The sequence below is a fragment of the Pseudomonas asuensis genome (assembly GCF_014646755.1).
In the GTDB taxonomy this organism is placed as follows: Bacteria; Pseudomonadota; Gammaproteobacteria; order Pseudomonadales; family Pseudomonadaceae; genus Chryseomonas; species Chryseomonas asuensis.
The window spans coordinates 64,001-77,116 of record NZ_BMNW01000005.1; the positions used below are offsets into that span (position 1 = coordinate 64,001).

Below are 13,116 nucleotides of genomic sequence, written 5' to 3' on the forward strand. Positions count from 1 at the left end.
ATCCCTATGCGCCTGCTAACGCTGCTGGCTGCTGGTCTGCTTGCATTTATGGCCAAGCCTGGACAAGCCGCTGACTGGAAGACAGCCTGGGCAGCCCCTGTACAGGCGGCTTACCCCAACGGCTCACCTATTGCTCAACCCAAGCTCGACGATATTCTTTCGGCCAGCGGGGCTCAGGATCAGAGTATCCGGCAAATCATTCGACCTAGCATATGGGGCAGCCAGGTGCGCCTGCGCTTCTCGAATACATTTGGTACACAGCCCATTACATTGCGTAGTGTCTACATCGGTCAGCCGCTGGGTGGCGCTGCCCTGATACCGGGCAGTAATCGCCAGGTCAGCTTTGACGGTCAAAAAGAGATTCAATTACAACCTGGCGAGACGCGTTGGACTGACCCGATCCCGTTACCGGAGACCCCCTCCCAAACCCTGGCGGTAAGCTTTCATATTGTGGGAAATAGTGGCCCGTTGAGCTGGCATGCTACAGCGCTGACCACGTCCTACCTGGGTGCTCGTGGCGAAGACCATGCCGCTGAGGATCAGGAAAACGCCTGGCCCTTTTCTACAACCTCAACATTTCTACTCGATGCCGTTGATGTTGGGGCACCCGATGTCAGACGTGTCATCGTAGCCTTAGGCGACTCCATTACCGATGGCACAGGTTCGACGCCTAATGGATATGACAGCTGGCCGGACATCCTTAACCGCCGTCTCGCACAACAGGCTCCAGGCCACTACTCAGTGGTGAACGCCGGAATTTCCGGTAATGAGGTCGCAGGTCCTCTGGATTACAACAGCAAACAGGGCTATGGCGGCGGCCCGCCCATTATAGAGCGCCTGGAAAGAGACGTATTAAGTCTGTCTGGTGTAACAGATATTATCTGGATGGAGGGCATCAACGACTTTTCGCCTGGCACCAGAGCCTCTGTCGAAGTAGTCGAGACGACAATGCGCCATGCCATTGAGCGGATACGCAAAGCGTTGCCCGGCGTACGTATCCATGGCGCCACATTGACCAGCAGCCTGGCCTCGGGACCTGAAGATCCTGCCATTCAGGAGCAGGACCAAAAGCGTCTGGCCCTAAACCGCTTTATCAAGGAAAGCGGTCTGTTCGACTCTGTTATCGATTTCGACGCTGCCACGCTTGATCCGGCTACAGGCGGTCTGCGTGCTGAGTTCATCCCCAGTAGCGCAGGTGGCCCTGGAGATGGCCTACACCCTAACCGGGCAGGATATGTTGCAATGGCAAGCGTCATCGACCCAGAAATATTCGCCCTACACAAAAAGTAATTACTACCTCTTGAGCCCAGAGGGCGCAAGCCAGGCACACCACTTGTCTTGCGCTTTCCCCTTTGAGGGAATGCAGAGTAGAATCAAGCGATTCCCTCGCCATTATCCCCGGCGGGTCTGTGAGCCCAAGCCAGTCACGTGGAGATCCCGCGTTATTCGACTGGCCCAGAGCCGGCATTCGGTCCACTTCCGTTTGCTTTGCGCTCCGTCCACGCTCACGATAGCCCTGAGCCTATTCAATGCTCGCGTGCCTCAAGCGTCCGCTGCTACCTTTACAGTTATACGGTCGATATGCCGCAGTGTTTGAACAGATTACCGTGATAAGCAAAGCCGCCCCGGAGAGCAGCCTCCATGCCTGATTACCGCTCGAAAACCTCTACCCACGGCCGCAATATGGCTGGTGCTCGTGCCCTTTGGCGTGCCACTGGCATGAAAGACGAAGACTTCAAGAAGCCCATTATTGCGATCGCCAATTCCTTTACCCAGTTCGTACCGGGCCATGTCCACCTGAAGGACTTAGGCCAGCTAGTTGCCCGCGAGATCGAAAAAGCCGGTGGCGTTGCAAAGGAATTCAATACCATCGCTGTGGATGACGGCATCGCCATGGGCCACGATGGCATGCTTTATTCACTGCCGTCCCGCGAGATCATCGCTGACGCCGTGGAATACATGGTCAATGCTCACTGCGCCGATGCCCTGGTGTGCATTTCCAACTGCGATAAGATCACCCCCGGGATGCTGATGGCGGCACTGCGCCTGAATATTCCCGTAGTGTTCGTATCCGGTGGTCCCATGGAGGCTGGCAAGACCAAATTGGCCAGTCATGGCCTGGATCTGGTCGACGCCATGGTGATCGCTGCTGACAGCAACGCCTCTGATGAAAAAGTTGCCGAATACGAACGCAGCGCCTGCCCTACCTGTGGCAGTTGCTCAGGCATGTTTACCGCCAACTCAATGAATTGCCTGACTGAGGCACTGGGCTTGGCCTTGCCGGGTAACGGCTCTCTGCTGGCGACTCACGCCGACCGTAGAGAGCTGTTTCTGCAAGCTGGCCGTACAGTGGTTGAACTGTGCAAACGCTATTACCAAGAGAACGATGCTTCCGTGTTGCCGCGTAATATCGCGTCCTATAAGGCGTTTGAGAATGCGATGACACTGGACATTGCCATGGGTGGCTCCACCAATACCATCCTGCACTTGCTGGCAGCCGCTCAGGAGGCTGAGGTCGACTTCGACCTGCGCGCCATTGATGCCCTGTCCCGTAACGTTCCCCAATTGTGCAAGGTGGCGCCAAACATCCAGAAGTACCACATGGAAGACGTGCACCGCGCAGGTGGCATCATGAGCATTCTGGGCTCACTGGCTCGTGGCGGTCTGCTGAATACCGACCTGCCGACCGTACATAGCAGAACCCTGGGCGAAGCCATCGAAAAGTGGGATATCACCCTCACTCAGGATGAAGCCGTGAAGACCTTCTTCCGCGCTGGCCCTGCCGGTATTCCGACCCAGGAAGCCTTCAGTCAGGCGACCCGTTGGGACACCCTGGACGATGACCGCGCAGAAGGTTGTATTCGCAGCGTCGAGCATGCCTACTCCCAGGAAGGTGGCCTAGCCGTACTGTATGGCAACATCGCCCTGGACGGCTGCGTTGTAAAAACAGCTGGTGTGGATGAATCCATCCATGTATTCGAAGGCTCGGCCAAGATCTTTGAAAGCCAGGATGCTGCCGTTAAAGGCATCCTGAATGATGACGTAAAAGCTGGCGATATCGTAATCATTCGTTACGAAGGTCCTAAAGGCGGCCCGGGCATGCAGGAAATGCTCTATCCCACCAGCTATTTGAAGTCCAAGGGACTGGGCAAGCAGTGTGCCCTGCTCACTGATGGTCGCTTCTCCGGCGGCACCTCAGGTCTTTCCATCGGCCATGCTTCGCCAGAAGCTGCTGCTGGCGGTGCAATCGGCCTGGTGAAGGACGGGGACAAGGTTCTAATCGATATCCCCAACCGCAGTATCAACCTGTTGGTTAGCGATGAGGAACTGTCCCACCGCCGCATTGAGCAGGACAAAAAGGGTTGGAAGCCCGTCGCGCCACGCGCACGTCGCGTAACAACCGCACTCAAGGCCTACGCTTTGCTGGCAACCAGTGCTGACAAGGGAGCCGTACGCAACAAGGCGATGCTCGAAGACTGACCCAAACCGTATTGAACACGCCGCCTTCGGGCGGCGTTTTTGTTTTTGCTCTTACAAAAAAGTGAAACGTGTCAGCTACCCAAGGCTTTGTCATGGACTATTGCACTATTGGCAAAGTATCTCTTTCAGGCAAGATGATTCCTTCTACAGGATTGCCTTAGGCCTGCAGCTGATAGCCCTTTGCTAGCAGAGCAAGTCGATATCCTCGTGCCTTACGAACAATTATAAAGTGGGCCCTTAGCCAGAACGACTATGCATCTTATAGATACTCGTTCTAGACGTGCTGCTGTCTTGTTAAGCCGTTATACCTATGCAGATGGACCGATAGTTGGAAACTTCGAGGGAGTCATATGCCGGACACCAATGCTGAGCCCCGGGTCAAAAAGGATGTCACTGCTCCCCGATCCTCTTCCATTGCTGAACTTGAGGCACGTCTGCAGTTTGCGCTCGATGTGGCTGATCTGGGTGAGTGGGAACTTGACGTCAACAGCGGAACGCTGACTTGCCTGCTCAGAAACGGACCGGATTTCGGCACCGCGCTACAGCCGGATGAATGGGCACTTGAGGCGTTTCTCGAACGCATCCACGCGGATGACCAAGGTAGGGTGCAAAGGGTCATTGAAACCGCGCTGGAAAATACCGAGCACTGGCAGTTCGATTGCAGATTATTACTCTCAGACGGCCGCACTCGATGGATCAGCGTCAAGGGCAAGGTGCTGGGCAACGCTGATAACAATCCACGCCTACGCGGCATTGCATCAGACATCAGCGAGCTAAAACGCAGCGAGGCCCTGGCCAAAGGACAGCAACAGGCATTGGCACAGGCGGTAGCAGGTGCTCCGCTCAAGCAGATTCTCGATACCCTCACGCGCTCTGCTGAAGAACAAGCTGGCGGCAATATATGGGCGTCAGTCATGCTGATGGATACTGATGGCCAGCACCTTCGGTTCGGCTCAGCCCCCACACTTCCCGAGTCATTCAATCAGACAGTAGAACGTATTCCCATTGGTCCCCTGGCAGGCTCCTGTGGTACTGCTGCTTATACAGGCAGCCCCGTTATTGTTAGCGATGTCGAGAGCGACCCACGCTGGGTTGAGGCCAAGTCGGCCATACTCACCTATGGTTTCCGCGCCTGCTGGTCACGCCCGATCCTGTCATCCTCTGGAAAGGTGCTAGGAACACTGGCTTATTATTGCAGGGAGGCACGTAAGCCAAGCGCCTTCGAACTGGAGTCCATGCGGCTGCTGGTCAATACAGCGGCATTGGTCATCGAGCGGGACCTGGAAACCACTGAGCGCAAAGCAGCGGAGCAGGCTCTTCAAGCAAGCGAGCAGCGCTTTCGCTCATTGGTAAATGCCACAGGCGCAATCGTGTGGACGGCCTCTCCCACTTTGGAGATCGTCTCGCCACAGCCAGACTGGAGCGCCTTTACCGGTCAGACACAGGAAGAAATGCAGGGCTTTGGCTGGATGAAGGCTGTTCACCCGGATGATCAGGAGCCAACCGCTGCGCTGGGAGCAAAAATGCTACAGGACCGCCAGTCTGTGTATGCCCAGTACCGCCTCCGCCGTGCCGATGGCCAATACCGGCATGTAAGTGGCTATGCTGTTCCCATCCTCGACATGGAAGGCAAGCTTATCGAGTGGGCAGGCAGTTATACGGATGTCACCGAACAAAAGCTGGCCGAGAGCCGTTTGCATCAGTTGGCTAACCACGACATGCTGACTGGCCTGCCTAATCGTGCCTATCTAAACGAACATCTGCAGGCCTTAATTAATTTCACCCCCCTTAATAACCTCATCGCGATTATGCTGATCGACCTTGACCGCTTCAAGCAGGTCAACGACTCGATGGGGCACGATGCAGGCGATACGATGCTGCGTGAGGTTGCTAAGCGATTGAGAGCCGCCGTCCCTCAAGGGGATCTAGTCGCTCGCCTGGGTGGCGATGAGTTTGTCGTGATTGCCCATGCACCGGAAGGCAAAACCTCTGCTCAGACAATAGCTGACGACATTATTCGAGCGGTTGCTGCTCCGATCGAGATCAATGGCAGCCGCGTTTTTTCTGGCGCATCTGTAGGGATCGGACTTTATCCGCAACATGGCCGCACGAAGGAAGAACTGGTTCAGCATGCCGATATCGCGATGTATCGCGCCAAGGCTGCAGGGGGCCACTGCTATCGCATCTTCTCAGACGAGATGAGCATCGAAGCCAAGAGCCGAATGGTACTGGAGACTGCGCTGCATCAGGCACTGGAACAGAACGAGTTTTCACTTTGCTATCAACCCCGGATGCAGTTACCTGAAGGTAAGCCCAAGGGCGTTGAAGTTTTGATCCGCTGGAATCATCCAGAGCAAGGGTGGATTTCACCGGTGGACTTCATTCCGATTGCCGAGGAAATTGGGATGATTGACGAATTGGGGCTATGGGTTCTGCACAAGGCCTGTCGAGAAATTCATGACCTCTCCAGGCGACTTGGGCAAGTGCTGGAATTGTCCGTAAACCTGTCGCCGTATCAACTAAAGTCTCCTAACCTGAAAGACAAGATAGAAGCGATCCTCGAGGAGACCGAACTGGAGCCCTGTCATCTCGAACTTGAGCTTACGGAAGGTGCCTTCATCGAGGATATGGATGCCTCCAATCAGGCACTTAGGGCGCTCAAAACGCTGGGTATCCAGCTAGCGGTAGATGACCTTGGAACGCGCTACTCGGGTATCTCCTACCTCAGGCGCTTTCCTATCGACACCGTCAAGCTCGACCGCACCCTTATTACCCATCCTGCCGAAGGCCTGGATCGCTATGTATTCATCAAGGCCATCACTGACATGGCTCACGCGCTGAACCTTGTGGTTGTAGCAGAAGGCGTGGAGGACGCGGAGACACTCGAACTTCTCAAGCGGGCTCGCTGTGATGAAGCGCAAGGGTATTTTTTGGCCGGACCTCTTACTCTGGAGGACTTGTTCGCGTTTCTGTCAGCGCCCCAGCGCATTACCTAACACGCCCCTTAAGCGCTTTCTTCAGGAGTCATTTAGATAGCCCAACCTGCAAGGTGCTAGACTGGCAGCCAGGTATGTTGGGAGGGATCGCTGTGAAATGGGCAATTCTGGCGGTTACGGTATCAGGCCTAAGCGGCTTTGCTCAGGCAGATACCATCCTTAAATGCGTCGACAAGGCAGGACAGATCACCTTTACACAAGGCCGCTGCCCGTCTGGCCAGTCCCTGGCTGACCGCATAGAAGTTGATAACCCTCCACCCAGTGGGAGCGGGCCAGTGACTCGCATGGCTGCTCCGATGCCGCCACCAGAGGCCGAGCAGCCCAAGGTGGAACCTCAAGCTAAAACGCCCAAGTCAACTAGTCGCTCAACCTCAGACTCTGACGAGTATTATGAGCGCGACGATGAGTATGATTACGACGCCTCTCCACCCATTCGGCAAGACCGCTACTACCCTTATCCGGAGCCTTATTACGGTGGGCATCGTCCACCCTGGCACCACTATCCCAGGCCAAACCCGCCAGCGCCTCAGCCGACCCCCGAGCCCGCGCCCCGGCCCAGCGTAACAGAACGCGGACGAGCAGCAATCGAGCAGAAAAAAGCACAGGTAGAAGCACAAAAAGCCGAGCGTAGGCGCCTGATGGACCAACGCTAGCGTTCCCTGATTTGGCGTTGTTTTGCGCAGCATCAGCCCTTCGCCTAGCCCTGTCTATATTCTTTTCTGCCACTCGTTCTCAGCAGGCGATATAGGTAAATAAGCACGATTACCGCCAGCACAATCTTGGAGGCCGGATCCAGAAATGTTGCAACACGTTCATATTCGGCGTTCAGCAGGTAACCTGCCAAGGTCAAAACTGTCGTCCAGATCAGCGAGCCCGCTAACGTGTAACCTGCAAACCGACGAAATGGCATGTGGGCAATACCGGCCGGAACGGAGATCAGTGTGCGGATTGCAGGCACCAGGCGACCAAAGAACACCGCCTTGCTGCCGTGCGCCCTAAACCACACAGAAGCCTCGCCCACATCGTTGGGAGAAATGGTCAACCAGCGGCCATAGCGTTGCGCCAGCCTGCGCATGCGCGCCTCTCCCCATACCGCACCCGCGTAGTACCACGGTAGCGCTCCCAGGAAAGACCCAAGCGTTCCTGCAAGTACGACGCCGATAAAGCTCAATTCGCCCCTTGCTGCCAGGAAGCCTGCCAATGGCATGATGACCTCTGATGGAATAGGTGGGAATACGTTTTCCAGAAACATGAGCAAGAGAATGCCCAGGTACCCCCCCTGCTGGATTAGTCCTGTAATAGCGTCAAACACGCAAAAGCCCTCAGTAGAAGAATAAGTTGGGGCAGCCTGGCTGCACGGACTGCATAACAGCACCATTGACGTACCTGTCATGAAGCCTGGCGGGATTGGAGTAATACGTGCTCAGGTGCCCTTCTGTCAGAACAAGGCCTAAGACCGTGAATACTGGCAAAGTTAGGGCATCAGGCTTTTGTCTTTATTACTGAACGTTAACGCCTTGTCCAAGGCGCATGGCAATGATGCGCCGGCCTATCGTCTGTCTCTTTTGCACGACAGAGACTGTGCGGCGCATCACTGGAACAGTACACTTGCCGCCTTTTGCGGAACCGCAACATGAGCCAGCCGGACTCCTCTCCCTCCCGTCATGAACTGGTCTACGGTCTCGACGATCAGCCTCGTTTGCCTATTGCCCTGCTTGCTGCGCTGCAGCACCTGCTGGCAATCATTGTTCCGATCGTCACACCTGGGCTTTTAATCTGTCAGGCACTGGGTGTTTCACCACGGGATACCAACCTGATCGTTTCCATGTCACTGGTAATTTCAGGTATTGCCACATTCATTCAATGTCGCCGGTTCGGCCCATTTGGTGCAGGACTCCTGATCGTTCAGGGTACCAGTTTCAATTTTGTGGGCCCGCTAATTGCCGGCGGTGCGCTGATGGTCAAACAGGGCACACCGGTCGAAGCGGTCATGGCAGCCATTTTCGGGGTTGTCATGGCAGGCTCCTTCGTTGAAATGGGTATTTCCCGCATCCTGCCTTTTGTAAAACGTCTGATCACTCCACTTGTGACTGGTATCGTAGTGCTCATGATTGGTCTCACCCTTATTAAGGTCGGTCTGATCAGCATGGGGGGCGGCTTTTCAGCCATGGGCCAGGGCACTTTTGCCAACGGCGAGAACTTGCTGCTATCCGGCGTGGTATTGGCAATCATCGTTGTGCTCAACCGCGTTCGGGTGGTGTGGGTCCGCAGCGCAGCCATTGTCATTGCACTACTGGCCGGGTATGGCTTGGCGGCTTACCTGGGGCGCCTGGACTTTACCGGCATGCATGAAGCCCCCTTGCTCCAGGTACCGGTTCCTCTTCACTTCGGCCTGGGTTTTTCATGGGCGCTGTTCGTTCCCATGCTGGTGATTTATCTCGTCACATCATTGGAAGCGATTGGCGACGTAACAGCGACCAGTAAAGTCTCTCGCCAGCCGGTAGAGGGCCCTCTCTGGATGGCTCGAATCAAGGGCGGGGTATTAGTCAATGGTGCCAACTCCTTGCTGGCAGGCCTGTTCAACAGCTTTCCAAGCTCGATCTTTGCACAGAATAACGGTGTCATTCAGCTGACCGGCATTGCCAGCCGACACGTCGGTTTGTGGATTGCAGTCTTTCTGATTCTGCTCGGGCTGTTCCCGGCCGTTGCAGGCATAATCCAGGCGGTTCCAGAGCCGGTACTGGGTGGTGCTGCGCTTGTCATGTTTGGTGCGGTCGCAGCCTCAGGTATCAACATTCTGGCTGGCATTGAACTGGATCGCCGTGCCCTGCTCATTATTGCTGTTTCCCTGGCGCTGGGTTTGGGTGTATCCCAGGTTCCCGAGTTCCTTGCGCATATGCCGGCAGCACTACGGGATGTACTGAACTCGGGTGTAGCCACTGGTGGCCTTTGCGCGCTGATCATGAACTGGTTTTTGCCAGAAGGCGTCAAGGAAGTAGAGCAGGAATAAAGCCACTGTTATCGACATCTGCAACGGATGTCGATAACCCCCGCTCAACCCTTACGCACTTCATTGGTCAGAGGTTATATCGACCTTGCCTGCATACGGGAGAACCATGTCCGCCGCCTCCGACCACTCGATCGTACGTATCGGGGTCATTGCCGATACGCATAATCTTCTGCGCCCCGCCGCCTTGAGTGCTCTCCAGGGCAGTGACCACATTATCCATGCCGGTGATATTGGCAAACCCGAGATTCTCGAACGCCTTCGAGAGATTGCACCACTCACGGTTGTCCGCGGCAACAACGATACGGACGATTGGGCACAAGCCATACCGGAAACAGCCGAGCTTCGCTTTGGGGACGTACATGTCTACCTGATCCACATCCTTAAAGATCTGATGATTGATCCGGCTGCGGAAGGTATCCGCGTTGTTATCTGCGGACACTCGCACAAGCCAAAGCTGGAAGAGCGTGGAGGCGTACTGTATTTCAATCCAGGCAGCCCCGGTCCGCGACGTTTCAAACTGCCCCTATCTCTGGGACGTCTGACCATTCAGGGTTCAGAGATCAACGCTGAACTCATCACCCTGGACGTCTAGCAAAAGGCCTTCATAGCGAAGGCCTTGCCAGCGGTATCGGGCTGCGCTGACGCTGCCCTGCACAGGCAAAGTAGATAACGCCGCCGAGCGCCGATCCGGTAAACCAGCCATAGTTATAAAACCAGGTCATGACGCCTGTCGTTAAGGCAATCAGCGTCAGCACTACCGGAATACCGAATGCGACGAACCCCGCCACGTTATAGGCCGGATAGTGATCATCACGGTATAACCCGGCCAGATCGAGTTGCTGTTTTTTTACAATGAAGTAATCCACCACCATGATGCCGGCAATCGGGCCCAAGAGGCTGGAGTACCCCAGCAACCAATTTGAATAGACACTTTCCAGGCTTACGTCTGAGACAATCCAGCCCAACTTCTTTAACAGTTCATGAGCCATCAGCGCCAGGCCGACAACCCCTGTGAGCAACACGGCTCTGGTCCGGTTGATGTATCGGGGCGCCAGGTTTTGAAAGTCATTCGTGGGTGACACGATGTTTGCTGCCGTATTGGTCGACAGCGTTGCAACTACGATGAGGGCCATCGCCAACGCCACCCATACCGGATTCTGAATATGACCGATAAGCGAAACCGGATCAGAGACTGTCTCGCCGACCAGAGAGGCTGAAGCCGCTGTCATCACAACGCCCAGGGAGGCAAACAGGAACATGGTTACCGGCAGACCAATCACCTGTCCCACGATCTGATCTTTTTGGCTTCTGGCATAACGGCTGAAGTCTGGAATGTTCAGCGAAAGGGTCGCCCAAAACCCCACCATGGCAGTAAGCCCTGCCAGAAAATACGTGGTAACGCCCTCGCCTGCCGGACGCTTGGCCGGTTGAGCCAAAAGCTCTGTCATCGAGACATGGGGCATCGCCCACATCAGCAGGCCTATCCCGACAAACAATAGAAGCGGTGCCGACAGTGTTTCCAGCCATTTGATTGATTCGGCGCCACGGATTACCACCCATAGGTTAGCCGTCCAGAACAACATGAAGCCAATCACCTCCCCTGTACCACCCAGGGCCTTCCATCCGTCAAAGATCGAACCGAGAAACAGATGAATTGCCAGCCCGCCAAACAGAGTTTGGATACCAAACCAGCCACAGGCGACTACAGCACGGATCAGGCAGGGCACGTTTGAACCCAGGATGCCGAAGGCGCTGCGCAGGAGTACCGGGAAAGGAATACCGTACTTGGTGCCAGGAAAAGCATTTAACGTCAGCGGGATTAACACAATCAGATTAGCCAACAGAATGGTAACGAGAGCTTCACCCACCGATAGCCCAAAATAAGCCGTCAGTACGCCACCCAGCGTATAGGTCGGAACACAGACTGCCATGCCTACCCACAGCGCCGCGATATGCCATTTGTTCCAGGAGCGCTCCTCTATCCGGGTGGGTGCCATGTCATGGTTATAGCGCGGGCTATTCAAGACATCCGGGCCGGCATAGAGCTCATACAGGCCATCGCGGACAATCACCTCTGATCTGTTATGTGGCATGGCACGCTCTCCCTGATTCCTGTCGTAGGGGTGAGTAAGTCCTGCTAGCAGGCTGATGGACCCTCCTCTCAATAAGCGTGCCTAAATCCTTTCGAAACTATCTGGAGACGCCAGGCTTTCGTTAAGTGCTTGATATTAAAAGAACAATACTTGCCTACACTCTGCAGCAATAACACCTGCTCAAAAAAGCGAAGCCTCCTAAAAGCGTTATCAGGAATCAAACTGGTGCAGAGAAAAGTTAGCGTAATCGCTTCCAAACATTACACAGCGGGCAACCTGTTGATTGGGTTAAGAAAAACAGGACATCAACACGTGCAACAATTTGGTGAGCCACTGCTACTAAGGCAGTACCTAATACCTTTTTATTGATGCCAGCAAGGCCAGGAATATTGAGCGCTCTAGGCCCAACACACCCTAAAATAACAGCCGTTACTGTCTGCACAGCTTGTTCAAGCTGCCGGTCGCTCAGGGGCGTACGATCGTTAATGAGGCCAATCTGCTAATTGAATTCTGCATAATGCTGGGTCGAAGCTCAGACCATGTAGAGCAGATAAGCTGGCAGGATGCGCTTGTCACTTCCCCGTTGCCTGATGTTGACCTGCCTGCCGCTGGTCCATTCTGCCGGAGGCTCATCAAACGCTTCGCCCAGCAACGGAGCACCATGCATGGTCTCATTAGCCGCAGGAACAAGCACGGGCCTGATGCATCTTGGCGGGAATATAGCTCGTCAGCACTATACGAGGATCATCAAATCGCTCGAAGCAGAGCGTGTCCTTGGTCGAGAAGTGATGGTGCATATTTGAGCGAGGCAGCTCCGCCTCATGGGCGATATCCCCATGGAGGCTGCGCCAAAGCTCTTTTCAGCAAAGACCTTTTCGACAGCCGCAATATAGCCCTCACGTTCCTGCGGCGGATCTCGATCCTGTGATTAGCCATGACCTATCTGATACAAGCAGTAGATGCCAGGGCTATTCCAAGATCGTTTGCGAACCTAGAGCGACTCAGGCTCCCTTTTCTTCATCCTTGAACTGATCTTCGATATAGGTGATCTTCGTCTTGCCATGGGGAGCAGGATTACCCTCCTCGTCCAGATTGACGAAGACGATCTTGTCGATGGTCAGAATGCTCTTGCGGGTAATTTTGTTGCGAACCTCACACCGTAGCGTAATGGAGCTGCGACCAAATTCGGTAGCCGTGATACCCAGCTCGATGATGTCACCAATGCGCGACGCACTGACAAAGTTGATCTCGGAGATGTATTTGGTAACGACGCGTTGATTGCCTAGCTGAACGATGGCGTAGATCGCAGCCTCTTCATCTATCCACTTCAACAGACTGCCGCCGAACAGCGTGTTGTTGGCGTTCAAGTCCTCAGGCTTTACCCACTTACGTGTATGGAAATTCATGGTCCATCGTCTCCTTGAGTGATAGCAGTCCACAAGCTTAAACCCTTTCGCCCGTTAGAGAGGCCATCGAAGCGGTCGTTCCTCTCTATGCAGTCGATTACTGATCATCATGAATCCGGTACACCTACAAA

Annotated in this window: 9 protein-coding genes and 1 pseudogene; 6 read left to right on the forward strand and 4 right to left on the reverse strand. The window is 54.8% G+C overall.

What is annotated here, in order from left to right:
• Positions 1 to 6: 6 nt before the first annotated feature.
• The 4 genes from IEX86_RS12235 (at position 7) to IEX86_RS12250 (ending at position 7,129) form a co-directional block, all read left to right on the forward strand.
• The gene (locus tag IEX86_RS12235; protein ID WP_188866418.1) at positions 7 to 1,290 is read left to right on the forward strand and encodes a GDSL-type esterase/lipase family protein; all 1,284 of its coding nucleotides are present in this window, start codon (positions 7 to 9) and stop codon (positions 1,288 to 1,290) included.
• A 351-nt stretch (positions 1,291 to 1,641) separates the two neighbouring features.
• Positions 1,642 to 3,480: a dihydroxy-acid dehydratase gene (ilvD, locus tag IEX86_RS12240; protein ID WP_188866419.1), complete on the forward strand. Its 1,839-nt coding sequence runs from the start codon at positions 1,642 to 1,644 to the stop codon at positions 3,478 to 3,480.
• Between the two features lie 350 nt (positions 3,481 to 3,830).
• Entirely contained in the window at positions 3,831 to 6,476 is a 2,646-nt protein-coding gene (locus IEX86_RS12245; protein ID WP_188866420.1) for a bifunctional diguanylate cyclase/phosphodiesterase, read from the forward strand.
• A gap of 92 nt (positions 6,477 to 6,568) precedes the next feature.
• Complete coding sequence (locus tag IEX86_RS12250; RefSeq protein WP_188866421.1) at positions 6,569 to 7,129, forward strand: DUF4124 domain-containing protein; 561 nt, start codon at positions 6,569 to 6,571, stop codon at positions 7,127 to 7,129.
• A 44-nt stretch (positions 7,130 to 7,173) separates the two neighbouring features.
• Here IEX86_RS12250 and IEX86_RS12255 read toward each other — a convergent pair whose 3' ends face one another.
• The gene (locus tag IEX86_RS12255) at positions 7,174 to 7,788 is read right to left on the reverse strand and encodes a DedA family protein (protein WP_188866422.1); all 615 of its coding nucleotides are present in this window, start codon (positions 7,786 to 7,788) and stop codon (positions 7,174 to 7,176) included.
• Between the two features lie 321 nt (positions 7,789 to 8,109).
• Between IEX86_RS12255 and IEX86_RS12260 the strand changes: the two genes are divergently transcribed.
• Together IEX86_RS12260 and IEX86_RS12265 are read left to right on the forward strand one after the other, a co-directional pair.
• Entirely contained in the window at positions 8,110 to 9,486 is a 1,377-nt protein-coding gene (locus tag IEX86_RS12260; protein WP_188866423.1) for a nucleobase:cation symporter-2 family protein, read from the forward strand.
• 106 nt (positions 9,487 to 9,592) lie between these two features.
• A complete protein-coding gene (locus IEX86_RS12265) occupies positions 9,593 to 10,078 on the forward strand; it encodes a metallophosphoesterase family protein (protein ID WP_188866424.1) in 486 nt (161 codons plus the stop codon).
• Between the two features lie 10 nt (positions 10,079 to 10,088).
• Here IEX86_RS12265 and IEX86_RS12270 read toward each other — a convergent pair whose 3' ends face one another.
• From IEX86_RS12270 to IEX86_RS12280, 3 genes and pseudogenes are all read right to left on the reverse strand, one after another.
• Positions 10,089 to 11,579, reverse strand: a complete 1,491-nt coding sequence (locus tag IEX86_RS12270) for an NCS1 family nucleobase:cation symporter-1 (protein WP_188866425.1) — start codon at positions 11,577 to 11,579, stop codon at positions 10,089 to 10,091.
• 403 nt (positions 11,580 to 11,982) lie between these two features.
• Positions 11,983 to 12,515 (reverse strand): annotated as a pseudogene (locus IEX86_RS12275) (TetR/AcrR family transcriptional regulator); the annotation flags it as partial.
• Between the two features lie 65 nt (positions 12,516 to 12,580).
• On the reverse strand, positions 12,581 to 12,985 hold the full coding sequence (locus IEX86_RS12280) for an acyl-CoA thioesterase (protein WP_188866426.1): 405 nt from the start codon (positions 12,983 to 12,985) through the stop codon (positions 12,581 to 12,583).
• Positions 12,986 to 13,116: the final 131 nt, after the last annotated feature.

Bases quoted from the DNA above. Each gene is read 5' to 3' on its own strand.
- IEX86_RS12235 (WP_188866418.1), top strand. From the start codon at position 7: ATGCGCCTGCTAACGCTGCTGGCTGCTGGTCTGCTTGCATTTATGGCC.
- ilvD (WP_188866419.1), top strand. From the start codon at position 1,642: ATGCCTGATTACCGCTCGAAAACCTCTACCCACGGCCGCAATATGGCT.
- IEX86_RS12245 (WP_188866420.1), top strand. From the start codon at position 3,831: ATGCCGGACACCAATGCTGAGCCCCGGGTCAAAAAGGATGTCACTGCT.
- IEX86_RS12260 (WP_188866423.1), top strand. From the start codon at position 8,110: ATGAGCCAGCCGGACTCCTCTCCCTCCCGTCATGAACTGGTCTACGGT.
- IEX86_RS12265 (WP_188866424.1), top strand. From the start codon at position 9,593: ATGTCCGCCGCCTCCGACCACTCGATCGTACGTATCGGGGTCATTGCC.
- IEX86_RS12270 (WP_188866425.1), bottom strand. From the start codon at position 11,579: ATGCCACATAACAGATCAGAGGTGATTGTCCGCGATGGCCTGTATGAG.
- IEX86_RS12280 (WP_188866426.1), bottom strand. From the start codon at position 12,985: ATGAATTTCCATACACGTAAGTGGGTAAAGCCTGAGGACTTGAACGCC.